Origin of the sequence: Micromonospora hortensis, assembly GCF_022230935.1 — a bacterium.
Lineage (GTDB): Bacteria > Actinomycetota > Actinomycetes > Mycobacteriales > Micromonosporaceae > Micromonospora > Micromonospora hortensis.
Genome location: NZ_JAKKFE010000006.1, coordinates 114,655 through 135,922 on the forward strand (window position 1 = coordinate 114,655; position 21,268 = coordinate 135,922).

A 21,268-nucleotide genomic window follows, 5' to 3' on the forward strand; every position below is an offset into this window, starting at 1 on the left:
GCGGTGCGGGGAACAGCCTGGTGGCCGAACTATGATCGGACGGTGTCCGAATCCTCCCTCGCGGAAATGCTGCGGGCCCGTGGGCTGCGGCTGACGGCCCAGCGGCAGCTCGTCCTCCAGGCGGTGCTCGATCTGGGCCACGCCACCCCGGAGCAGGTGCACACCGCGGTCCGGGAGGTCGCCGCCGGCGTCAACATCACCACCATCTACCGCACGCTTGAGCTGCTGGAACGGCTCGGTCTGGTCACCCACACGCACCTGTCGCACGGCTCACCGACCTATCACGCCGCCGGTGAACACCAACACGTCCACCTGGTCTGCCGGGAGTGTGGCGCGATCGACGAGATCGATCCGGAGCTGCTCCGCCCCCTCGCCGACCAGTTGGCCGCGCAGCGCGGGTTCCGGGTGGACATCGGGCACGTGTCACTCTTCGGCGTCTGCGCACGCTGCGAGAACGGGGACCAAAAATGATCGACATCGCGGGTGCGGTGGCCGTCGAGGGCATCGACGAGGCCAGCCGTGACCAACCGGATCCGGCGCATGTAGCGGCCGGGGTGCGGGGTGTGGCCGCGCACTACGGCGACCCGCTGCGCGAGCAGCGCACGCTCGACACCGCTGTCGGTCTGGTCGACCGGTCGCATCGAGGGGTCATCGCGGTGGCCGGAGAAGAACGGGCCAGTTGGCTGCACACCGTCACCTCGCAGCACCTGAGCGCCCTCGCCGCGGGTGAGGGCACCGAGTTGCTGGTGCTGTCCCCGCACGGCCACATCGAGCAGCACGCCATGGTCGCTGAGGACGGCGAGACCACCTGGCTGGACACCGAGCCCGGCGCGACCCAGGGCCTGCTGACCTACCTGGAGAAGATGCGGTTCTTCAGCAAGGTCGAACCACGCGACGCGACGGCCGAGCGCGCGCTGTTGTCGCTGGTCGGGCCGGCGGCCATGGAGGCGCTCGGCACGCTCGGCGTGACCGGGCTCGCCGCACCGGACGTGGTAGCGGTGCCGGGTCCGAAGTTCCCGCACGGTGCCGTGCCACTTCGGGCGAGCGCTCGGTACGACGTACGACCGCTGCCGATCGGCGGCTGGGCCCGCCGTGGTCCGCTCGGGGTGGATCTGCTGGTGCCCCGGTCGGCGATGGATCAGGTGGTGGCGGAGCTGCGCGGCGCCGGTGTGCCGGTCGCGGGGCTGTGGGCGTACGAGGCGATCCGGGTGGCCGCCCGGCAGCCCCGCGTCGGGGTGGACACCGACCACCGGACCATTCCGGCCGAGGTCGACCTGATCGCCCCGGCGGTGCATCTGGACAAGGGTTGCTACCGGGGGCAGGAGACTGTGGCGCGGGTGCACAACATGGGCCGGCCGCCGCGTCGCCTCGTACTGCTGCATCTGGACGGGGTGACCACCGACCAGCCGCCGGCGGCCGGTACGCCGGTGACCCTCGACGGCCGGACGGTCGGCTTCGTCGGCACCGCAGTGCTGCACCACGAGCTGGGCCAGGTCGCGCTCGCGGTGTTGAAGCGGAACGTCTCCGATGACGCCGCGTTGCTGATCGGCGAGACCGCAGCGGCGATCGACCCGTCCTGAGCGGGCCGTCTAGGATCGCCGGCATGACGACAGGGACGTTGATCACGGTGGCCCCGACCGGCGCTGAGTCGGCCAAGGCGGAGGTGCCGGCGCTGCCGGTGACCCTCGACGAGTTGCTGCTCACCGCCAAGGAGTGCGAGGCGCTCGGCGCCGCCGTGATCCACGTCCACATCCGCGACGACGAGGCCCGGCCGACGCTCGACCCGGTGCGGCTGGCCGACACCGTGGCGGCGCTGCGGGAGAGCACCGACCTGATCGTGCAGCTCTCCTCCGGTGGTGCGGTGACCGACCCGGAGGCCGCCCGGCTCGCCGTGCTCGACGCGCGTCCGGACATGGCCTCCTGCACCATGGGCACTGTCAACTTCGGCGACGACGTCTTCCTCAACCGCTGGGAGTTCATCGTCGACCTGCACACCCGGATGCAGGAACGCGGGATCGTGCCGGAGTACGAGATCTTCGACCTCGGCCACCTGTCCGCGTTGCAGCGGTTGCTCGGCAAGTACGGGCTGCCGGCCGGCGGGCACGTGCACGTCGACTTCGTGATGGGCGTGCCGGGCGGTATGCCGGGCACCACCGAGACCCTTGTCGCGGCCCACCGGATGCTGCGGGACCTGCCCGAGGGCACCACCTTCTCGGCCACCGGCGTCGGCCGGAGCACCATCGCGGTGCTGCTGGCCTCGCTGTCGACCGGCGGGCACCTGCGGGTTGGCATGGAGGACACCGTGACGTACGCGAAGGGCCGCCCGGTGGAGTCCAACATGCAGTTGGTCGCCCGCGCTGTGGGTTTCGCCCAGCTCGCCCAGCGCCCGCCGCTGACCACCACCGAGGCCCGCGAGTTGCTCGGGCTGTAGGCCGGGTCTGTCCCGCGCCCCTGTCACCCGGGCGGTGGACCTCCTGGTCACCCCGCCGCCGGGCACCCCCGGACCGTCGGTACCGTCCAGCGCGTGACGAAGACGTACGAGGGCGGCGCGCCGCTCGCCGAGGTGGTCCGGTCCGGGTTCGTGGAGGGTGCGCACCGTGGCTCGGTGGTGGTGCTGGACGCCGCCGGTATCGCTGTGGCGTCCGCCGGGGACGTGTCCTCGCCGATCTTCCCCCGGTCGGCGAGCAAGCCGATGCAGGCGATCGGGATGCTCCGGGCCGGCCTGGCCCTGACCGACCCGGCCGACGTGGCGCTGGTCTCGGCGAGTCACGCGGGCGAGGAATTCCATCTGACCCGGGTCGATGCCCTGCTGGAGCGCGCCGGGTTGGACGCGTCGGCGCTGCACTGCCCGCCCGACCTGCCGGTGGGCGCCGCGGCCCGGGAGGCGGTGCTTCGCGCCGGTGGCGGCCCGAGCCGGGTGCAGATGAACTGCTCCGGCAAGCACAGCGGGATGCTGCTGACCTGCGAGGCCGCCGGTTGGTCGCGGGAGGGCTACTGGCGGCCGGAGCACCCCCTTCAGCAGCGGTTGCGGGCCGCCATCGAGGAGTTCACCGGCGAGCAGGCGGCGGCCGTGGGGGTCGACGGTTGCGGCGCCCCGGTCCTCGCGGTGTCGCTGACCGGCCTGGCCGGGGCGTACCTGCGGCTGGTCGACGCGGAGCCCGGCTCGGTGCCGCGCACCGTGGCCGACGCGATGCGGGCCCACCCGGAGATCGTGGGCGGCACCCAGGCCGACGACACCCGGCTGATGCGTGGCGTCCCGGGGCTGCTGGCCAAGGTCGGTGCCGAGGGTGTGATCGCCGTGGCGCTGCCGGGCGTCGGCGCCGTCGCACTGAAGATCGACGACGGCGCCGACCGGGCCCGGATGCCGGTACTGGTCTCCGCGCTGCGCCGGCTCGGCGTGGACACTCCGGTGCTGACCGAGTACGCCGAGGTGCCGCTCTTCGGTGGCGGGGTCCCGGTCGGGGCGGTCCGCCCGCTCTGGTGACACCGCCGGCGGCGTCGGTGGCGGCTAGCCCAGGAAGTCGAGCAGTGCGGCGTTGACCGGCTCTGGACGCTCCAGCGGCAGCAGGTGCGCGGCGTCCGGCACGTCGGGCAGTCGTACCGCGTTGGGGACCTCGGCGGCGATCCGGTCGGCGAGCCGACTGATGTCCGGCACGTCCGCGGCACCGGCGGTGACCAGGACGGGGATCTTCAGCTCGCCGAGACGACCGATCGCCGGTGGCGACAGCTCTCCCACCTCGACCGCGCCGAGCGCCAGCTCGGCGGCGAGGGCACGCTGGTCCATCTCCTGCGCGAACGCGACCAGCTCGGTGTCGACGTCCTCCGGCTGGCGGTGCGGGCCGACCACCCAGAACCGCACCTCACCGGACGCGCCGGCGACGAAGTCGTCCGGGTCGACCTCGCCGACCAGGCCGTCCCAGAGGTCGTTCGCCTCGTCGGACCACTCGTTGCCGGAGACCGCCGTGTCGAACAGCGCGAGCGCGCTCACCCGGTCGGGGTGGGCCAGCGCGGTGTCGATGGCGACCGCCCCACCGAAGGAGCAGCCGACCAGGGCGGCCCGGGGCAGGTCGAGCGCGTCCAACAGCCCGGCCACGTCGTCGTGGTGCGCGAACGGGGTCGGCGGGAGCTCCGAGTCTCCGTAGCCGCGCAGGTCCGGGACGATCACCCGGTGCCGGGCGGCGAGCGCGGACACCTGCCCCCGCCACATCCGCCGGTCGGCGATTCCGGCGTGCAGCAGGACGACGGGCGAACCGGTGCCGGCCTCGTCGTACGCGATGCTTGCTCCATTGACTGTGATCTTGTGCACGGACGGACCGTACGGATCGGTCGGTCGGCGCGCAAACGGGGCGCTGAGACCTTGCTAACTATGGTTAGCGTTTTGCTAGCAAAAGCTAGCGCGGGCGGTTAGCGTCGCTGCCATGGCCACACCCAAGGACCTTCCCGACGTCGGCGGGTTCATCCGCGATCTTCGGCGCAACGCCAAGATCTCGCTACGGCAGCTCGCCGAGCAGGCGGGGGTCAGCAACCCGTACCTCAGCCAGATCGAGCGCGGTCTGCGCAAGCCCAGCGCCGAGGTGCTCCAGCAACTGGCGAGCGCACTGCGGGTCTCCACGCCGGCGATGTATCTGCGCGCCGGTCTGCTCGACGACAAGGAAGGCCACGGGGTGCTCGCCGCCATCGCCGTGGACGCCGACCTGACGATGGCCCAGAAGCAGTCGCTCAGTCAGATCTACGAGACGTTCCGCCGGGAGAACACCCGGCTGGCCGAGGCCCAGGCCGAAGCCGAGACGACGCAGGCCGACCAGCCCGCCAGCCAGGCCGCCGACCTGGCCAATGTGGCCGCCACCGGCCCCACCACAGTGGGCGGCACCCCGACCGAGGCCGTGCTCGAGTCGGTAGCCGTCACCGAGGCGGGCACCGCCCCCGCCCCGGGCAGCACCAGCATCCCCCAGAAGAAGAAGGCCGCCGACGCGGCCGAAGAGGAGACGTCATGAGCGAGCCGAAGACCAACCGCATCCCCGCCCCGATCTACGCCGCAGCCGGCGCCGGTGAGCTGGCCATCGAGCAGCTGCGCAAGCTGCCGGCCGTGGTCGGCGTCCTCAGCACCCGGGTCGTCGCCGACCTGGGTGGCCGGGCTGTGCTGACCGGCTTCGAGCTGAAGCAGAAGGCCACCGAGACGCTGCGCACCGCCAACGAGACCGCCGACCTGGCGAAGCTGCGCGAAGTGGCCGACATCGACAAGCTGCGCGCCGCCGCGACCCGCAACGCCGCCCTGGTGGTCGCGGGCGCCCAGGTCGCCCAGGAGCGCGCGTTCGCCGCGTACGGCGCGCTGGTCGCCCGGGGCGAGCGGGTCGTCGGTGCCGGCGTGCTGGAGGCCGCCGAGACCGTCAACGCCGACATCGAGGCCACCGAGGCCGTGACGCCGGCCACCACCGCGGCTGTCACCACCCCCACCGCCGCGGCCCCCGCTGACGCGCCGACCCCGGCCGACGTGGCGGAGATCGCCGAGGCCAAGCCGGCCGCGGTCAAGAAGGTCGCCCGCGCGCCGAAGGCCCCCAAGCCGGCCGAGACCCCGTCGGCGAAGCTTCCCCGGGCCACCAAGCGGACCCGCCCGGCCGCCGAGTAGCCCGTCGGGTCCACGACCCCGGCGGCGTCCTTGTCGGACGTAGCCGGGGTCGTGGACATAAACTGGCCGACATGGCCAACGCCGCGCCGATCTTCGCCTTTGCCGTCCGTGACGTGATCGAGCTGATCCTGCTCGTCTTCGCGCTGATCGTTCAGGGCGTCGCCCTGGTGCACGCCGTCACGCAGCGCTCCGACGCCTTCCCCGCCATCGGGACGCTGCCCAAGGGCGGTTGGATCGCCATCCTGGCGGTCTGCCTCGTGCTCACCCTGCTCGGCTTCGGTCCGATCAGCCTCTTCGGACTGGTCGGCATCGCCGCCGGTCTGATCTACCTGCTCGATGTCCGGGTCGGTCTGCGCGACCTGAGCGACGGCAAAGGGTTCTGGTGAGAGGTTTTCGCTGGCCGCCCCCACCCGACAGCGGGCCCCGCACCTGGGGGCCCGGGCCGGGTGGGCCGCGTACCGGCCGGCCGGCACTGCCGGAGCCGGAGACCGAGCTGGTCGACACCCCGCACGGCGTACGGCTGGAGCGGCTGGTCACCGGCACCGGTGATCCGGTCACCGTGTTCGCGCACGGGCTGGGCCACGGCATCGCCACCACCCGACCGTTCGGCAGTGGGGTGAACGGCCGCAAGGTGTTCTTCCAGTTCCGTGGGCACGGCCGCTCCGAAGCCCCGGACGGGCCGTGGGACTACCTGGACCTGGCCCGGGATCTGCGGGCGATCGCCGACCTCGGCGGCGCCAGCCGGGCGTTCGGCGCGAGCCTCGGCGCGGGTGCCCTCTGCCGGCTCCTCGTGGAGAGCCCGGAGCGTTTCGACAAGCTTGTCTTCTTCCTGCCGGCGGTCCTCGACGAGCCACGCGGGCCGATCGCCCGCGAACGCGTCACCGACCTGCTGGAGGCGGTGGAGAGCGGGGACGCCTCGGCGGTCGCCGACATCGTCACGCTGGAGTTGCCCCCGGCGGTGCGCAACACCCCGGCCGGCTGGGCCTACCTGCGACAACGGCTCGACCAACTGCTCCGCGACGGTCTCGCCGACGGTCTGGCCACGCTCACCGACCAGACACCGCTGCGCCAGATCGGTGACCTGACGGGCGTCACCGCGCCGGCGCTGGTGATCGGTTGCGCGGGCGACGACCTGCACCCGGTCGAGGTCGCCGAGCGGCTCGCCGTCGCGCTGCCCCAGGCCACCCTGCACGTGTACGACAGGCCCGGCGTGCTCTGGACGGAACGCGCCGATCTGCGGGACCGCATCTCCGGCTTCCTGAACGAGTAACCTGCCCTGTCATGGGCGTCACACAGCACGGCCGCACGCACCGGCTGGACCTTGCCGACCCGACACTGCGCGAATGGACGTGCACGGTCCTGCACTCCGATGCGGAGCAGGGCATCGTGCTGGACCGTTCGGCGTTCTACCCGGGCGGCGGTGGTCAACCACCCGACCACGGCGTGCTGCTCTGGCAGGGCGTACAGACCCGCATCGTCGGCACCCGCAAGGGCGACGACCCCTACCTGATCCCCGCCGAGGGTGACCCGCTACCGCCGGTCGGCACCGAGGTCGCCGGCGCGGTGGAGGACGAGCGCCGCACCCGGCTGATGCGTACCCACTCGGGCCTGCACGTGCTCTGCGGTGTGGTGTTTCGCGACTTCGGCGCGCTCGTCACGGGTAACTCCATGGAACCGGGTGAGGCCCGGATGGACTTCAACCTTCCCGAGGTGCCGCCAGACTTCAAGAGCCGCATCGAGGAGCTGGTCAACGCCGAGGTGGCCGCCGACCGCTCGGTCGCCACCCGGGTGCTGCCGCGCACCGAGGCGCTGGCCCTGCCGGACATCATCCGTACCCAGTCCAACCTCATCCCGCCGGGCGAGCAGGAGGTCCGGATCGTCGACATCGTCGGGCTGGACGTGCAGGCCGACGGCGGCACCCACGTCGCCTCCACCGCCCAGATCGGCAAGGTCCAGGTGGTCAAGGTGGAGAGCAAGGGGCGGGCCAACCGTCGGGTCCGGGTCCGACTGGTCGACTAGATCGAGTACCGAATTCGGACGTCGGTTGTCAGGTATTGCTGACAACGTCGCAGGCATGACACAACCGCTCACAGGAAAGATCGCGCTCGTCGCCGGTGCCACCCGTGGTGCCGGGCGGCAGATCGCCGTTCAGCTCGGCGCGGCCGGTGCCACTGTCTACGCCACCGGTCGCAGCTCCCGGGCCGGCCGCTCCGAGATGGACCGACCGGAGACCATCGAGGAGACCGCCGAGCTGGTCAGCGCGGCCGGTGGCACCGGCATCGCCGTTCAGGTCGACCACCTGGTGCCCGAGCAGGTCCGCGACCTGGTCGCCCGGATCGACGCCGAGCAGGGCCACCTCGACGTGCTGGTGAACGACATCTGGGGCGGCGACCCGCTGGTCACCTGGGACAAGCCGGTCTGGGAGCAGCCACTCGACGCCGGCTTCCGTACCCTGCGACTGGCAGTCGACACGCACATCATCACCAGCCACTTCGCCCTGCCGCTGCTGATCCGCAAGCCCGGCGGGCTGGTGGTGGAGATGGGCGACGGCACCAAGGCGTACAACGACGAGAACTACCGACTGTCGGTCTTCTACGACCTCGCCAAGGTCTCGGTCAACCGGCTCGCCTTCAGCCAGGCGCACGAGCTGAAGCCGCACGGCTGCACGGCCGTGGCGCTCACCCCCGGCTGGATCCGTTCCGAGGCGATGCTGGAGCACTTCGGCGTGACCGAGGAGAACTGGCGCGACGGGGCCGCCACCGACCCGAACTTCCTCATCTCGGAGACCCCGGCCTTCGTCGGCCGGGCGGTGGCCGCGCTCGCCGCCGACGAGGAGAAGGCCCGCTGGAGCGGCACGTCCGTCGACGCCGGCACGCTGTCCAAGGTGTACGGCTTCACCGACCTCGACGGCAGCCAACCCGAGGGTTTCCGCTACATCACCGAGGTGGTCGACGCGGGCAAGCCGTCGGACGTGACCGGCTACCGGTAGAGCGCGGCGAGCCGTTCGGCGCTCTCCGCGAACAACCGCCGCAGCTCGGGTGGGTCGATGACCTCGACCTCGGGGCCGAGCCCCAGCAGTTGGCGGTACGCCACCGGGACCGACTCGACGGGCAGCCGGGCCACCACCCAGCCCTGCCCGTCGGGTGGGCTGGCGGCGGCGACCAGTTCGTCGTACACGAAGGGGGCATCGACCAGGTGCCGGAGCTGGCGCAGGCCGGCGGGGCTCAGCCGGACGGCGACCTCGGCCCGCAGCATGGTCCGCAAAAACGACCCGGCCTGCTCGCGCCAGTGCCCGGCCAGGTCGAAGCCCTCGTCGCGGTCGAAGTGCTCGTCGCCCACCTCGACAGCGGTGACCCGGTCCACCCGGTAGGTGCGCACATCGTCGCCGACCCGGCCGACCAGATACCAGACCGCGCTCTTGAGCACCAAGCCGTACGGCTGGACCTGGCGGGTCACCTCCCGGTCGCCGCGTCGGTAGCGAAGCGCCACCACCCGGTCGCCCCAGACCGCCCGGGCCAGCTCGGGCAGCCAGAGCGGTGGCGTGGTCTCCCGGAACCAGCCCGGCACGTCCAGGTGGAACCGCTGCCCGGCACGGGCCGGCGCGTCGCGCAGGGCAGGTGGCAGCGCGGCGAGCACCTTCAACTCGGCGGACGCGACAGCGTCGGCGAGCCCCATCTCGCCGGCCGGTCCGGGCAGCCCGGCGAGGAAGAGCGCCTCCGCCTCGTCCCGGGTCAGCCCGGTCAGTCGGGTGCGGTACCCGCCGAGCAGGCGGTAACCGCCGGCCCGCCCCCGGTCGGCGTAGACCGGCACGCCCGCCGCCGAGAGCGCCAGAACGTCCCGATAGACGGTCCGCTCGGAGATCTCCAGCTCCCGCGCCAGCTCGCTCGCGGTCATCGACCCGCGCGACTGCAACAGCAACAGCAAAGAGATCAGTCGGGACGCGCGCATCCGCCCATCCTGCCCGGTGCCGCTCACCGCCCGCCGGGCGTCAGCAACCCCCGGTCGTACGCGGTGGCCACCGCGGCAGCCCGGTCGTTGACCCCGAGCTTGGCGTACAGGTGCAGCAGGTGCGTCTTGACTGTGGCCTCGCTGATGAACAGGCGGGTCGCCGCCTCCCGGTTGGAGGCACCGCGGGCCACCAGGGTGAGCACCTCCAACTCCCGTTGACTGAGCGGCTCCTCCGCGGGAGCGCGCAGCCGGCCCATCAGCCGGCCGGCGACGCTGGGCGCGAGCACCGACTCACCCCGGGCAGCAGCCCGGACCGCCCGAACCAGGTCCTCCCGAGGTGTGTCCTTGAGCAGGTAGCCGGTCGCGCCGGCCTCGATCGCCGGCAGCACGTCAGCGTCCGTGTCGTAGGTGGTGAGCACCAGCACCCGGGCGGTGCTGCCGGCGCGAGCCAGCCTGCCGATGGCGGTCACCCCATCCATGCCGGGCATCCGCAGATCCATCAGCACCACGTCCGGCAGCAGCGTCGCGACCAGGGCCAACGCCTCCGAACCGTCCGCCGCCTCGCCCACCACCTCGAAATCGGGGTCGCCGGTGAACATCCCCCGCAGGCCGTCCCGCACCACCGGGTGGTCGTCGACGATCAGCAGCCGAACCGGGGCGGTCAACCGGCACCTCCGGGTAGCGCGGGGACGGACGCCGAGATGGCGGTGCCGCCGCCCGGCTCGGATTCGACTGCCAACTCGCCACCTACCCTCGTCACCCGTTGCCGCATGGCGGTCAGCCCGTACCCGCCGCCCGGCTCACGGGGCAGCGGCTGGTCGGTGAGGTCGAAACCCGCCCCGTCGTCGCGGACGTCGAGCGTGACCACGTCCGCCATGTACGACAGGGTCAGCCCGACCCGCGACGCGGCGGCGTGCCGGGCCACATTGGACAGCGCCTCCTGGGCGGCCCGTAGCAGTGTCACCTCGACCTCAGGATGCAGTGGGCGGGGGGTGCCGGTGGTGGCCACGTCGGCCCGTACCCCGTTCAGGGCCGACCAGCGCCCGCCCAGATCGACGAGGGCGTCCGGTAGTCGGGCCGTCTCCAACGGTTCCGGACGGACCGCCTGTACCGAACGGCGGGCCTCGGTGAGGCTCTCCCGGGCCAGGGCGAGCGCGTTGTCGACGTGCCGACGCCAGTCGGCGGACCGGTCGCGGGTCTGCTCGGCCGCCTCCAACTGGGTGATGATGCCGGTCAACCCCTGCGCCAGGGTGTCGTGGATCTCGCGCGCCATCCGTTGCCGTTCGTCCAGCACGCCGGCCTCCCGGGCCTGGGTGAGCAGTTGGGCGTGCAGCCCGGCGTTCTCACTGGCCGTCTCGGTGAGTTGGCGGTTGGTCTCGCCGAGTTCCGCCACCAACCGTTTGCGTTTGGCGTCCTCCTGTTCGGCGATCATCGCGAACCAGGTCACCGAGCCGGCCACCACCAGGTTGAACAGCACCAGCACCAGCCAGAGTGGCAGGTGCGACGTCACCACCGACAGACCGCCGCCCTGCGACGTGGCGACGAGGGCGGCAGTGGTGACCACCCCGGCGACCCGCCAGCGCCCGGGCAGCACCGGAAAGGCGTGGATGTAGCCGATCCAGGCGAAGAAGCCGTACCACGGGCTGGCGGCCACCAGTGCGGCGGCGAACGTGAGCAGGCCGGCGTAGTAGACCGCCATCAGCGTGCGCCGACTCTGCCAGCCGGGGTGCAGTGTGACGAACCAGGCGACCCAGCATCCGGCCGCCACGGCGATGGCGAGGGTGGGCAGTGCCCCCAGATGAGCGGGTGCCGGTGCGACGAGGGCCAGCAGGGTGCCCAGGGTCAGCCCGCCGAAGGGGAACACCCGATAGAGGCTCGCCTCGCGTTCCCGCCAACTGGCCAGACGGTCGTGCCCACCGTTGCAGGTCATCGCATCTCCGCTCACTCCCAGCGGAACAGTTTCGCCGCGCTGGCGCCGGCCGCCACGGCGATCACCGCCATTATCCCCAGGTGCAGCGGCTGCGGCGGGGTGCCGGTCCAGGCATCGAGGAGTGCCTGCACCCCGGGCGGCGTGTAGTCGCCGATCCGCGCCACGACGTCCGGGAGCAGGAACCGAGGCAGGTAGACCCCGCCGAAGAACATGGTCACCAGGAACAGCGGCACGGCCAGGGCCTGGGCCGCCTTCGTCGTGCGGGCCACGGCGGCGACCAGCAGGCCGAGCGACAACAGCGCGGCCGTGCCGAGGATGAACGCCAGCGTGAAGCCGAGCGGGTGCCGGGGGAACGGCACCCCGAACGCGAGCCGGGCGACGACGATGAGCAGCAGCGCGCTGGCCAGGATCCCGGCCAGGGCCAGCACCAGTTGGGCCGCGAGCAGAGCCGCCGGGTGCGCCGGGGTGGTCGCCAGCCGACGCAGGACGCCGCGTTCCCGGTAGGTGGCCAGCACCGAAGGCAGGATGTTCACCCCGACCATGGCGAGGGTGACCACCAGCAGCGACGGAGCGAAGTAGCTGACGAAGGTCTGCCCGTCGAAGGTCGGGTCCGGCTTGCGCAGCGAGGGGATCAGCCCGAGCACCACCAGGATCAGGGTCGGCAGTCCGATCGTGGTGAGGAGCGTCGGCAGGTCCCGGAGGTAGAGCCGCGCCTCGGTCTTCAGGATGTTGCGGAAGGCGTGCATGCCGGCTCCCTCTCAGTTGGCGGGCCGGTGCCCGGTCAGCTCGACGAAGGCGTCGTCGAGGGTGGACTGCTCCAGCCGCAGGTCCGCGGCGACGATCTGGTGGCGGGCGAGCACCGAGGTGACGGCGTGCAGCAACTCACCGGTGCCGGTCACCACCACCTGACTGCCGGTGCGCTGCACGGCGGACACCTCAGGCAGGTCGGTGAGGAGTCGGTCGTCGACCGGAGCCGAGGGCCGGAACCGGATCCGCTGCTCCGGAGCCACAGACGACACCAGGCCCGCCGGGCTGTCCAGGGCGACCACCCGACCCCGGTCGATCACCGCGACCCGGTCGCAGAGCCGCTCGGCCTCCTCCATGAAGTGGGTGACCAGCACGATCGTCACCCCGCTGTCGCGGACCTGCTCGATGAGGCCCCAGGTGTCCCGGCGGGCCTGCGGGTCCAGCCCGGTGGTCAGCTCGTCGAGGATGGCGATCTCCGGGTTGCCCACCAGGGCCAGCGCGATGGAGAGCCGCTGCTTCTGACCGCCGGAGAGCTTCTTGTACGCGGTGTTCCGCTTGTCGCCTAGGCCCAGCCTGTCGATCAGCTCGGCCGGGTCGGCGGGGTTGCTGTAGAACGAGGCGTACAGCTCCAGCGCCTCGGCCACCCGCAACCGGTCCGGCAGTTGACTCTCCTGGAGTTGCACCCCGACCCGCTGGCGTAGCTGGGCCGCGTCCCCGCGAGGGTCGAGCCCGAGGACCGACACCCCGCCCCCGTCGGGGACACGCAGCCCGGCGACACACTCCACCGTGGTGGTCTTGCCGGCGCCGTTCGGACCGAGGACGCCGAAGATCTCCCCGGCCTCCACGGCGAGCGACACGTCGTCCACCGCCACCAGGTCGCCGTACCGCTTCTTCAGGTGGGTCACCTCGATGACCGGCATCGTGCCGCCTTCCGCCGCCGCTGACTTCGTACCCCTCAAGGGTTGTCGGGGTGGCCCGCCGGCGAATCGACCGGTCAGCGACGAACCTCGGCGTCCCCGGTGGATCACTGCCGTCCGTCAACCGGTTGATGTGTACGAGGTGAGTCGCTGCTAGCGCTCCGCCCGGCGGATCCGATCACGGCTGGTTAGGCTGCTCGATCGTGGATGCCAGCAGAATCGCCAGCCCGGTGACCGGGGTCGTCGGACGCTTCCTCGCCGGGGCGGGGCTGCTCCTGCGCGGGCTGGGCCTCTACGTCCGCAGCCCGGGGCTGATGCTGCTCGGCATCGTGCCGGCGCTGATCTCCGGCGCGCTCTTCCTGGCCGCGCTCGCCACCCTGGTGTACTTCGTGGACGACCTCGCCGCGCTGGTCACCCCGTTCGCCGACGACTGGTCGAGCACCGGCCGCAGCCTGGTCCGGGTGATCGCCGGGTTGGCCTTCCTGGGGCTCGGCGGCCTGCTTGGCGTGCTCACCTTCACCGCTGTCACCCTGGTCATCGGCGACCCGTTCTACGAGAAGATCTCCGAGCAGGTCGAGCAGCGGTACGGCGGCACGCCGGGGGCGGTGGAGGTGCCCTTCTGGTCGTCGCTGCGCCGCAGCCTCGCCGACTCGGTACGCCTGGTGGCGCTCACGGCGTTGGTCGGCATCCCGCTCTTCGTCGCCGGCTTCATCCCGATCGTCGGCCAGACGGTCGTCCCGGTCATCGGGGCGGCAGTGGGCGGGTGGTTCCTCGCCGTGGAGTTGGTGGGTGCACCGTTCTACCGACGGGGGATGCGGCTGCCGCAGCGCCGGACGATCCTGAAGGCCGACCGGCCCACAGCGCTCGGCTTCGGAGTGGCCGTCTTCCTCTGCTTCCTGATCCCGCTCGGCGCCGTGTTGATCATGCCGGCCGCGGTCGCCGGTGCCACGTTGCTGGCCCGTCGCTCGATGGGCCAGCCCATCGAGGAGAGCTGACGTGGAGATCACCCTGGTCGAGCCGCACCTTTCCGCGATCTTGCACATTCTGTCGCGGCATAGGGGGCATTCCGTACATATCGGCGACCGAAAGTGCAAGATCGGCGCGGGCGGGGGTCGCTGACGCGCGGGTGGCTGCCGGTCAGGTCACGTCGGCCAGGCAGGTCCACTGGGATGCCACCTGGCGGTAGCCCAGCCGGGTGTTGATCGCGAGCATCGGCCCGTTCGCCTCGTCGTTCGAGGTGTACGCGACGCGCACGCCGTTCGCGGCGGCCCGGTGCAGCGCGGCGGTCTTGGTGAGCCGGGCGAGGCCCCGCCCCCGGTATTCCGGGATGGTGCCGGTGAAGTCCGACCACATCCGGTCCCCGTCCCGCTTGACCAGGCTGAAGGCGGCGACCACACCATCTACCTCGGCGGCGGTGCTGGCCGCCTTGTCCAGGCCGAGGTTGTTCCAGACGTCGTACTGCCAGCTCTCGTAGCTGATCGAGTCGACCGGCACGTCGCCCGGCTCGTCGGCGGCCGAGGCCACGTCGGCCTCGTACAGCAGGTGCGGGTCCAGGTCGGAGATCGGCAACAGTCGTACGCCCGGGGGCGGCTCGGGTAGCGCGGGTGCCGGGTTGAGGTCGAGCGCCGAGTAGCGCACCTCCCGGCTGGGCTCGTAACCGTGCCGGCGAGCGAACGGCAGCCCGTCCGTCTGCGCCATCGCGCGTATCCGACGGATTCCCAGCTGGCGGAGGTGGTCGGTGGCGGTGGTCAGCAGCGCCGTGCCGAGGCCCTGTTGCCGGTGTTCCGGGTGCACGTGCAGCATCGAGATCTCGCCGAAGTCCGGGGTGGAGGTCCAGCCGGAGCGTTGCGCGGACGTCCACCCGACCACCTGGTCGTCGACCTCGGCCACGAAGGCGGTCCAGCCCTCCTCGGGTGGGGGCTCGGCGAGCATCTTCCGGGTCGACTCGACCCCGCGCACCAGATACGGGTAGACGATCGTCCGCAGCGCCACCACACCTGGGGCGTCGTCCGGCTGTGCCACACGGATACGCATGTCAGGCCCCTATCCGTACGGCGGCGACCGCCTCGACCTCTACGGGTTGGTGGATAAAGCTGAGCACGTACGGCAGCGCGACAGGATCCGGCATGTCGGCGAGGCTAACCAAGGTCGTCCGCCTGAGCGACGCATTAACCATGTGCGTCCGCAGCCTGAGACCGACCTGCAGGCAGCAACTTCATGGAAATAGTGGCCTCCGAGCGCCGGGAGGCCACTATTTCCCTGAAGTTGTGCGGATCTTGCAGGGCGGGCCCGGCGCGTGCCGCGCGGCGGGCGCGGAGGCGCGGAGGCGCGGAGGCGCGGAGGCGCGGTCAGGCGGAGGCGCGGCGGATCAGCTCGGTGGGGAGCATGATCGCCTCCTCGATGCTCTCCCCGGCGGCCAGCCGGAGCAGTTGGCGGGTCATCCGGCGGCCGAGTTCCACGATCGGCTGCCGGACGGTGGTCAGCGGCGGCTCGGTGTAGGCGGCGGTCTCGATGTCGTCGAAGCCGACCACCGCCACGTCGTCGGGCACCCGCCGACCAGCCTCGCGAAGCGTCCGCAGGGCGGCGTGCGCCATCAGGTCGGAGGCGGCGAAGACGCCGTCGAGGTCGGGATGCTCGGCGAGCAGGCGGCGCATCGCCGCCGACCCGGATTCCCGGGTGAAGTCGCCGATGGCGATCAGCTCGGGCAGCCCCGCGTCGGCGACAGTGCTGCGGTAACCGCTGAGCCGTTCGATCCCGGCGACCATGTCCTGTGGCCCGGCGATTGTCGCGATCCGTCGGCGACCGCTGTCGATCATGTGCCGGACGGCTGCGGTCACCCCGGCCACGTGGTCGACGTCGACGTACGGGACGGGCACGTCGCCGAGCGGGCGGCCGCTGACCACCACCGGGATGCCGAGTCGGGCCAGCGTGCCGGGCAGCGGGTCGGCACCGTGCAGCGACGCGAAGAGCACGCCGTCGACGTGCCGGCCGGTGGTGTACCGCTCGACCCGATGGTGCCCGGCCGGCGAGCCGGCGAGCATCAGCACCAGTTGCTTGTCGGCCGCCTCCAACTCCTGGCTGACGCCCCGGATGATGCCGGGGAAGACCTGGTCGTCGGAGAAGACCCGGGTGGCCGCCTCCGGCATGACCAGGGCGATCGAGTCGGTGCGCTGGGTGACCAGGCTGCGGGCCGCCAGGTTGGGGACGTACCCCAACTCGGCGACCGCCCGGGTGACCGCCTCGCGGATCGGTTCGGCGACGGTGGTGGAGCCGTTGACCACCCGGGAAACGGTGGCGCGGGACACCCCGGCCCGCGCTGCCACCGCTTCGAGCGTCGGCCGCTGCGCCGTCGTCATCGCGCTTTCCCCCGCTCGTCACAGCCCGTTCCGGGAGATCACCTCCTGGTACCACCGGGCGCTGGCCTTCGGTGTGCGCCGCTGGGTCAGGTAGTCGACGTGCACGATCCCGAACCGCTTGCGGTAACCCTCCGCCCACTCGAAGTTGTCCAGGAATGACCATACGAGATAACCGCGCAGGTCCACGCCCCGGGAGATCGCCTCGTGCGCCGCACGGAGGTGCCCGTCGAGGTAGGCGATGCGATCGGCGTCGATCACCTGCGTCGGGCCGTCGGGCGAGTCGGCGCCCGGCTTGTCGGGGAACGCCCCGCCGTTCTCGGTGATCAGCAGCGGCACACCGGGGTAGTCGGCGGCGATCCGCTCCAGCAGACGGGTGAGCCCGGCCGGTTCGATCATCCAACCCATGTCGGTGAGCGGCCCGGCCGGCGGCAGGAAGTGCACAGCACCCTCGGTGCCCGGGTACGCGCCGTTGCCGGCGCCGTCGGGCCGACCGGCCACGTAACTCGGGGCGTAGTAGTTGATCCCGAGCAGGTCGATCGGGGCGGCGATCACCTTCTCGTCGCCGTCGCGGATGAACGTCGGCTCGACGATCCGGGCCACGTGCTCGCGGACGTCGTCCGGGTAGCCGCCGGCCAGCAGCGGGTCCAGGAAGATCCGGTTGTGCAGGCCGTCGACCAGGCGAACCGCGGCGGCGTCGGCGGCGCTCTGCGGGTCAGCCGGGCGTACGTCGGCCGGGTTGACGGTGACGCCCACGCTGCGCGCGCCGGCCGCCCGCAACGCCCGCGCCGCCAGGCCGTGCCCCAACAGCAGATGGTGTACGGCGGTGAAGGCCGCCGCCGGATCCTGCTCACCCGGGGCGTGCAGGCCGTTGGCGTAACCGAGGTAGGCCGAGCACCACGGCTCGTTGAGCGTTGTCCACACGTCGATCCGGTCGCCGAGGCGCGCGTACACAGCCGTGGCGTAGGTGGCGAAGTGTTCTGCGGTGTCCCGGTTGGTCCAGCCGCCCCGGTCGCCGAGGGACTGCGGCAGGTCCCAGTGGTAGAGGGTGACGATCGGATCGATTCCCCGCGCGAGCAGCGTGTCGGTGAGTCGGTCGTAGAAGTCCAGCCCACGGGGGTTGGCGGGGCCGGTGCCGTCGGGCTGGATCCGCGGCCAGGCGACCGAGAACCGGTACGCCCGAAGGCCCAGCTCGGCCATCAGCGCCACGTCGTCGGCGTACCGGTGGTAGTGGTCGCAGGCGACGTCGCCGGTGTGGCCCTGGTACACCTTGCCCGGCGTACGGCTGAAGGTGTCCCAGATGGACGGACCGCGACCGTCGTCGCGGGCCGCACCCTCAATCTGGTACGCGGCGGTGGCCGCCCCCCAGAGGAAGTTCTCGGGAAACCGGATCTCGTTACTGGGCTGGTTGGTTGGCTCGCTCCGCTCGTTCACGCCTTGACCGCACCTTCCATGATTCCGCCGATGATCTGCCGGCCGAACAACACGAAGACCAGTAGCAGGGGCAACGTCGCGATGGCCGTTCCGGTGAACACCTGCGACATGTCCTGGTAGTACCCGTCCGACAGTGCTCGTAGGGACAGCTGCACTGTCGGATTCGCCGGATCGTTCAATACAGCGTACGGCCAGAGGAAGTCGTTCCAGGTGGTCATGAAGGTGAGCAGACCGAGGACGGCGGCGGCGGGACGCAGGGCGGGCAGCACGACGTGCCACCAGATCCGTGCGGTGCCACAGCCGTCCATCCGGGCGGCCTCGATCAGTTCGTCACTGATGGCCTGGCCGGCGTACTGCCGCATCATGAACACCCCGAACCCGGTGACCAGCACCGGGACGATGACCGCCGGCAGCCGGTCGTTCCACTGCAGCTTGGTCATGAGCAGGTACAGCGGAATCACGCCGAGCTGCGTCGGCACCATCATGGTCGCGATGATCACCAGCAGCAGGGCGTTGCGGCCACGGAACCTGAGCTTGGCGAAGGCGAACCCGGCCAGGCTGGAGAAGAACACCACGGAGACGGTCACAGTGGTGGCCACGATCGCCGAGTTGATCAGGCCGGTCAGGAAGTACGCGTCGGTGTTGTCGAACAGGCGGGCGATGTTGGCGCCCAGGTTGCCGCCGGGGGTGACCGGGGGTGGCAGTTGGCCCATCGCGTCGTTGCTGCGGCTGGCGACGACGAACATCCACCAGATCGGGAAGACCGACAGGCCGACGGCGACGACAAGGGCGAGGTAGGTGAGCGGGCTGGCCCGCCAGAGCCGGCTCATCGGGTGGTTCCCTTCCGGGCGCTGGGGCGCGCTCCGCCGCCGAGACGGCGCAGGAGCAGCACGTTGACCGCCGCGACGATCGCGATGAGCGCGAAGAGCAGCCAGGCCACTGCCGAGCCGTACCCGAAGTTGTAGTGCGGGGCGAAGGCGTTCTCGAACATGTACATGGTCAGCGTCTGCGACTCGCGCAGCGGCCCACCGCGGATCGGGTTGGTGCCGGAGTGGAACATCCGGGGCTCGGTGAAGAGTTGCAGACCGCCGATGGTGGCGATGATGGCGCAGAAGATGATCGTCGGTTTGAGCAGCGGCACTGTGACCGACCAGAACTGCCGGGCCCGGTTGGCGCCGTCGATCGCCGCCGCCTCGTACAGGTCGCGGGGGATGGCCTGCATCGCGGCCAGCAGGATCAGCGCGTTGTAGCCGGTCCACCGCCAGTCGACCATGGCGGAGATGGCCACCCAGGAGGCCAACCGGTTGGACTTCCACTCGATCGCGTCCATCCCGACCAGGTCGAGCAGCCAATTGATCATCCCGAACTCGCGGCCGAAGAGCACCCCGAACACGATCGCCACCGCGGCGGTGGACGTGACATTGGGGACGAGCACCGCCATCCGCCACCCGGTGCGCCCCCGCAGGCCCCGGTTGAGCAGGTTGGCCAGCCAGAGCGCCGCCAGCAACTGCGGAACTGTGGAGATGACGAAGATCCCCAGCGTGTTGACCAGCGCGTGCCAGAAGTCGACGTCGGCCAGCAGTCGGGTGTAGTTCTCCGCCCCGACGAAGGGATGGTCGGCTCCGAGCAGGTCCCAGTCGTGCAGCGAGACCCAGAAGGTGTACGCCAGCGGGTACGCCCCGAAGATGCCGAAGATCAGAAAGAACGGGGCGATGTAGAGGTACGGGGAGAAGCGGGTGTCGAATCGACTGAGCCGACCCGAGGATTGGTGGCGGTTAGCGGTTGCCGGTGGGGCCGGCGGGCGGGCGTCGAGCTGGACGGTCATGCCCGAGAACTCCTTTCCGTCGTGCGGGCGGGACCTCTGCTCCGAGGCCCGCCCGCACGCTCGCTCGGGCTACTTGGCGGCGGCCTTCTTCGCGTTGGTCACCGCGTCGGTCCAGCCCTGCGCGGGGCTGCGCTGACCCAGCTCCACGGTCCGCACGGCGTTCTCCACCTCGGTCCGTACGGCCTGGTTCTTCGGGCCCATGTAGACCGGCTTCAGGCTCTTCGCGCCGGTGCCGAAGATGGCACCTACCGGCGCACCGGAGAAGTACGCGTTGGTGGCGCCGGTGATCGCCGGGTCGTCGAGCGCCTGCGGCGAGGAGGGCAGCGGACCCTTGGCCTTGAACGCCCCGATCTGCCCCTTGGCGCTGGTGAGGAACTTGGCCAGCTTGATCGCCTCGGCTTGCTGCTTGCTCTGCTTGGGCACGGCGAGGTGTGATCCACCCCAGTTGCCGCCGTTGCCGGGCACCTGGGCGATGTCCCATTTGCCCTGGGCGTCAGTGCCGGCGTTGGCCTCGATGACGCCGGTCATCCAGGCGGGGCAGGCGATGGTGGCGAACTTCGACTGCTTGAAGGCCGAAACCCACTCCTCCGACCAGGATCCGTACTTGCCGGAGAGGCCCGAGTCGATGATGTCCATTGTGGTGTCGTAGGCCTGTCGTACGGCGGGGTTGCTGTCGACCACCAGCTTCTCACTGGTGTCGTAGTAGCTGTAGCCGCTGCTGTTGCCGGCGGTCTGCAGCAGGATCGTGTTGAACGTGTTGGTGGCCGCGTCGAGGAAGGACGCGCCGGTCTTGGCCGCGACGAACTTCTCACCGGTGGCGATGTAGTCCGGCCAGGTGGGCCAGAGCTTGGAGACCTCGTCGCGCTCGGTGGGCAGGCCGGCCTTCTCGAAGAGGTCCTTGCGATAGCACATGGCGATGCCACCGACGTCGGTGCCGAGGCCGATGAGCTGCTTGCCGTCGGCGGTCAGACCGGCGTTCCACTTCCATTCCAGGAAGTTGCCCTTGAGGTCGGCGGCGCCGTGGTCCAGCAGGTTGACGAAGTTCGCGGGATTGGCCTTGTACTCGACAAGCAGGCCCTCCTCGATGGCCACCACGTCGCCGGCGCCCCGGCCCGCGGCGAGCCACTGGGTGAGCTTCGGCGAGTACTCGTCGAGGTTGGTGCCGGTGCCGCGCTCGACGATCTTCACGCCGGGGTTCGCGGTCATGTACTCCTGGTAGAGCTGCTCGTAGCCGAACTGGCCGAAGACGTCGACGGTCAGGGTGACCGGTCCGTCGCCCGGCTCGTCGCCGCCGCCGCAGCCAGCGGTGACGAGCAGGGCGGTGGCGGCGGCGAGGGCCACCGCGGCGAGGCGGCGGCGCGGGAAGACAGCCATGGGTTATCGACCTCTCTCAAGGCGGGCGGGTGGTGGCAGATGGCTAAGAGAGCGCTCTCACGACAGGGTGGTGGGTCGCCTTCCCACTGTCAAGAGAGCGCTCTCTCAGCGTTG

The 21,268-nt window shown here is 71.1% G+C and carries 23 protein-coding genes; 11 read left to right on the plus strand and 12 right to left on the minus strand.

Going from position 1 to position 21,268, the window contains the following annotated elements:
• The first annotated feature begins 42 nt into the window (after positions 1-42).
• The 4 genes from NIE111_RS04205 to NIE111_RS04220 all read left to right on the plus strand — a co-directional run bounded on the left by NIE111_RS04205 (position 43) and on the right by NIE111_RS04220 (position 3,484).
• On the plus strand, positions 43-471 hold the full coding sequence (locus tag NIE111_RS04205) for a Fur family transcriptional regulator (RefSeq protein ID WP_238683115.1): 429 nt from the start codon (positions 43-45) through the stop codon (positions 469-471).
• Positions 468-1,580, plus strand: a complete 1,113-nt coding sequence (gene ygfZ / locus NIE111_RS04210) for a CAF17-like 4Fe-4S cluster assembly/insertion protein YgfZ (RefSeq protein WP_238683116.1) — start codon at positions 468-470, stop codon at positions 1,578-1,580. The genes NIE111_RS04205 and ygfZ overlap by 4 nt, the downstream gene beginning before the upstream one ends.
• A gap of 23 nt (positions 1,581-1,603) precedes the next feature.
• Positions 1,604-2,431: a beta-keto acid cleavage family enzyme gene (locus NIE111_RS04215; protein WP_210782456.1), complete on the plus strand. Its 828-nt coding sequence runs from the start codon at positions 1,604-1,606 to the stop codon at positions 2,429-2,431.
• Positions 2,432-2,524: 93 nt separating this feature from the next.
• A complete protein-coding gene (locus NIE111_RS04220) occupies positions 2,525-3,484 on the plus strand; it encodes an asparaginase (protein WP_238683117.1) in 960 nt (319 codons plus the stop codon).
• A gap of 24 nt (positions 3,485-3,508) precedes the next feature.
• Here NIE111_RS04220 and NIE111_RS04225 read toward each other — a convergent pair whose 3' ends face one another.
• Positions 3,509-4,306, minus strand: a complete 798-nt coding sequence (locus NIE111_RS04225) for an alpha/beta fold hydrolase (protein WP_238683118.1) — start codon at positions 4,304-4,306, stop codon at positions 3,509-3,511.
• Positions 4,307-4,418: 112 nt separating this feature from the next.
• Here NIE111_RS04225 and NIE111_RS04230 point away from each other — a divergent pair, with 112 nt between their 5' ends.
• From NIE111_RS04230 to NIE111_RS04255, 6 genes are all read left to right on the plus strand, one after another.
• Positions 4,419-4,994: a helix-turn-helix domain-containing protein gene (locus NIE111_RS04230; RefSeq protein WP_238683119.1), complete on the plus strand. Its 576-nt coding sequence runs from the start codon at positions 4,419-4,421 to the stop codon at positions 4,992-4,994.
• The gene (locus NIE111_RS04235) at positions 4,991-5,626 is read left to right on the plus strand and encodes a hypothetical protein (protein WP_238683120.1); all 636 of its coding nucleotides are present in this window, start codon (positions 4,991-4,993) and stop codon (positions 5,624-5,626) included. Before NIE111_RS04230 ends, NIE111_RS04235 begins: the two co-directional genes overlap by 4 nt.
• 71 nt (positions 5,627-5,697) lie before the next feature.
• Positions 5,698-6,012, plus strand: coding sequence for a DUF2516 family protein (locus NIE111_RS04240; protein ID WP_121653557.1), 315 nt, complete (start codon positions 5,698-5,700; stop codon positions 6,010-6,012).
• The gene (locus tag NIE111_RS04245) at positions 6,009-6,896 is read left to right on the plus strand and encodes an alpha/beta fold hydrolase (protein WP_238683121.1); all 888 of its coding nucleotides are present in this window, start codon (positions 6,009-6,011) and stop codon (positions 6,894-6,896) included. Before NIE111_RS04240 ends, NIE111_RS04245 begins: the two co-directional genes overlap by 4 nt.
• An 11-nt stretch (positions 6,897-6,907) precedes the next feature.
• On the plus strand, positions 6,908-7,645 hold the full coding sequence (locus NIE111_RS04250; protein WP_238683122.1) for an alanyl-tRNA editing protein: 738 nt from the start codon (positions 6,908-6,910) through the stop codon (positions 7,643-7,645).
• 55 nt (positions 7,646-7,700) lie between these two features.
• Positions 7,701-8,615: an SDR family oxidoreductase gene (locus NIE111_RS04255; protein ID WP_238683123.1), complete on the plus strand. Its 915-nt coding sequence runs from the start codon at positions 7,701-7,703 to the stop codon at positions 8,613-8,615.
• Here NIE111_RS04255 and NIE111_RS04260 read toward each other — a convergent pair.
• From NIE111_RS04260 to NIE111_RS04280, 5 genes are read right to left on the minus strand one after another with little or no spacing between them, the layout of a single operon-like run.
• On the minus strand, positions 8,606-9,574 hold the full coding sequence (locus tag NIE111_RS04260) for a helix-turn-helix transcriptional regulator (protein ID WP_238683124.1): 969 nt from the start codon (positions 9,572-9,574) through the stop codon (positions 8,606-8,608). The two genes, NIE111_RS04255 and NIE111_RS04260, sit on opposite strands and share 10 nt — an antisense overlap.
• Before the next feature lie 23 nt (positions 9,575-9,597).
• A complete protein-coding gene (locus NIE111_RS04265; protein WP_266304340.1) occupies positions 9,598-10,239 on the minus strand; it encodes a response regulator in 642 nt (213 codons plus the stop codon).
• A complete protein-coding gene (locus tag NIE111_RS04270) occupies positions 10,236-11,504 on the minus strand; it encodes a sensor histidine kinase (protein ID WP_238683125.1) in 1,269 nt (422 codons plus the stop codon). The genes NIE111_RS04265 and NIE111_RS04270 overlap by 4 nt, the downstream gene beginning before the upstream one ends.
• Positions 11,505-11,515: 11 nt before the next feature.
• Positions 11,516-12,250: an ABC transporter permease gene (locus NIE111_RS04275; protein WP_238683126.1), complete on the minus strand. Its 735-nt coding sequence runs from the start codon at positions 12,248-12,250 to the stop codon at positions 11,516-11,518.
• Positions 12,251-12,262: 12 nt separating this feature from the next.
• Positions 12,263-13,171 carry an ABC transporter ATP-binding protein gene (locus NIE111_RS04280; protein ID WP_238683127.1) on the minus strand — a complete coding sequence of 303 codons (909 nt, stop codon included), beginning with the start codon at positions 13,169-13,171 and terminating at the stop codon, positions 12,263-12,265.
• A 200-nt stretch (positions 13,172-13,371) separates the two neighbouring features.
• Between NIE111_RS04280 and NIE111_RS04285 the strand changes: the two genes are divergently transcribed.
• Positions 13,372-14,163 carry an EI24 domain-containing protein gene (locus NIE111_RS04285; RefSeq protein ID WP_238683128.1) on the plus strand — a complete coding sequence of 264 codons (792 nt, stop codon included), beginning with the start codon at positions 13,372-13,374 and terminating at the stop codon, positions 14,161-14,163.
• Positions 14,164-14,305: 142 nt separating this feature from the next.
• Here NIE111_RS04285 and NIE111_RS04290 read toward each other — a convergent pair whose 3' ends face one another.
• From NIE111_RS04290 to NIE111_RS04315, 6 genes are all read right to left on the minus strand, one after another.
• Positions 14,306-15,202: a GNAT family N-acetyltransferase gene (locus NIE111_RS04290; protein WP_238683129.1), complete on the minus strand. Its 897-nt coding sequence runs from the start codon at positions 15,200-15,202 to the stop codon at positions 14,306-14,308.
• A gap of 314 nt (positions 15,203-15,516) precedes the next feature.
• Positions 15,517-16,524 (minus strand): LacI family DNA-binding transcriptional regulator, encoded by a 1,008-nt coding sequence (locus NIE111_RS04295; RefSeq protein WP_238683130.1) that lies wholly within the window; start codon positions 16,522-16,524, stop codon positions 15,517-15,519.
• A gap of 18 nt (positions 16,525-16,542) precedes the next feature.
• Positions 16,543-17,955 carry a GH1 family beta-glucosidase gene (locus NIE111_RS04300; protein WP_238683131.1) on the minus strand — a complete coding sequence of 471 codons (1,413 nt, stop codon included), beginning with the start codon at positions 17,953-17,955 and terminating at the stop codon, positions 16,543-16,545.
• Positions 17,952-18,785 (minus strand): carbohydrate ABC transporter permease, encoded by an 834-nt coding sequence (locus tag NIE111_RS04305; protein ID WP_238683132.1) that lies wholly within the window; start codon positions 18,783-18,785, stop codon positions 17,952-17,954. The genes NIE111_RS04300 and NIE111_RS04305 overlap by 4 nt, the downstream gene beginning before the upstream one ends.
• Positions 18,782-19,780 (minus strand): carbohydrate ABC transporter permease, encoded by a 999-nt coding sequence (locus NIE111_RS04310; protein WP_238683133.1) that lies wholly within the window; start codon positions 19,778-19,780, stop codon positions 18,782-18,784. Before NIE111_RS04310 ends, NIE111_RS04305 begins: the two co-directional genes overlap by 4 nt.
• A gap of 69 nt (positions 19,781-19,849) precedes the next feature.
• Entirely contained in the window at positions 19,850-21,154 is a 1,305-nt protein-coding gene (locus NIE111_RS04315; protein WP_238683134.1) for an ABC transporter substrate-binding protein, read from the minus strand.
• Between the last annotated feature and the right edge of the window lie 114 nt (positions 21,155-21,268).

Coding starts and splice junctions, on each gene's coding strand:
- NIE111_RS04280 (WP_238683127.1), bottom strand. CDS start 13,171: ATGCCGGTCATCGAGGTGACCCACCTGAAGAAGCGGTACGGCGACCTG.
- NIE111_RS04260 (WP_238683124.1), bottom strand. CDS start 9,574: ATGCGCGCGTCCCGACTGATCTCTTTGCTGTTGCTGTTGCAGTCGCGC.
- NIE111_RS04215 (WP_210782456.1), top strand. CDS start 1,604: ATGACGACAGGGACGTTGATCACGGTGGCCCCGACCGGCGCTGAGTCG.
- NIE111_RS04305 (WP_238683132.1), bottom strand. CDS start 18,785: ATGAGCCGGCTCTGGCGGGCCAGCCCGCTCACCTACCTCGCCCTTGTC.
- NIE111_RS04235 (WP_238683120.1), top strand. CDS start 4,991: ATGAGCGAGCCGAAGACCAACCGCATCCCCGCCCCGATCTACGCCGCA.
- NIE111_RS04290 (WP_238683129.1), bottom strand. CDS start 15,202: ATGCGTATCCGTGTGGCACAGCCGGACGACGCCCCAGGTGTGGTGGCG.
- NIE111_RS04270 (WP_238683125.1), bottom strand. CDS start 11,504: ATGACCTGCAACGGTGGGCACGACCGTCTGGCCAGTTGGCGGGAACGC.
- NIE111_RS04310 (WP_238683133.1), bottom strand. CDS start 19,780: ATGACCGTCCAGCTCGACGCCCGCCCGCCGGCCCCACCGGCAACCGCT.
- NIE111_RS04295 (WP_238683130.1), bottom strand. CDS start 16,524: ATGACGACGGCGCAGCGGCCGACGCTCGAAGCGGTGGCAGCGCGGGCC.
- NIE111_RS04250 (WP_238683122.1), top strand. CDS start 6,908: ATGGGCGTCACACAGCACGGCCGCACGCACCGGCTGGACCTTGCCGAC.
- NIE111_RS04240 (WP_121653557.1), top strand. CDS start 5,698: ATGGCCAACGCCGCGCCGATCTTCGCCTTTGCCGTCCGTGACGTGATC.
- NIE111_RS04230 (WP_238683119.1), top strand. CDS start 4,419: ATGGCCACACCCAAGGACCTTCCCGACGTCGGCGGGTTCATCCGCGAT.
- ygfZ (WP_238683116.1), top strand. CDS start 468: ATGATCGACATCGCGGGTGCGGTGGCCGTCGAGGGCATCGACGAGGCC.
- NIE111_RS04255 (WP_238683123.1), top strand. CDS start 7,701: ATGACACAACCGCTCACAGGAAAGATCGCGCTCGTCGCCGGTGCCACC.
- NIE111_RS04275 (WP_238683126.1), bottom strand. CDS start 12,250: ATGCACGCCTTCCGCAACATCCTGAAGACCGAGGCGCGGCTCTACCTC.
- NIE111_RS04315 (WP_238683134.1), bottom strand. CDS start 21,154: ATGGCTGTCTTCCCGCGCCGCCGCCTCGCCGCGGTGGCCCTCGCCGCC.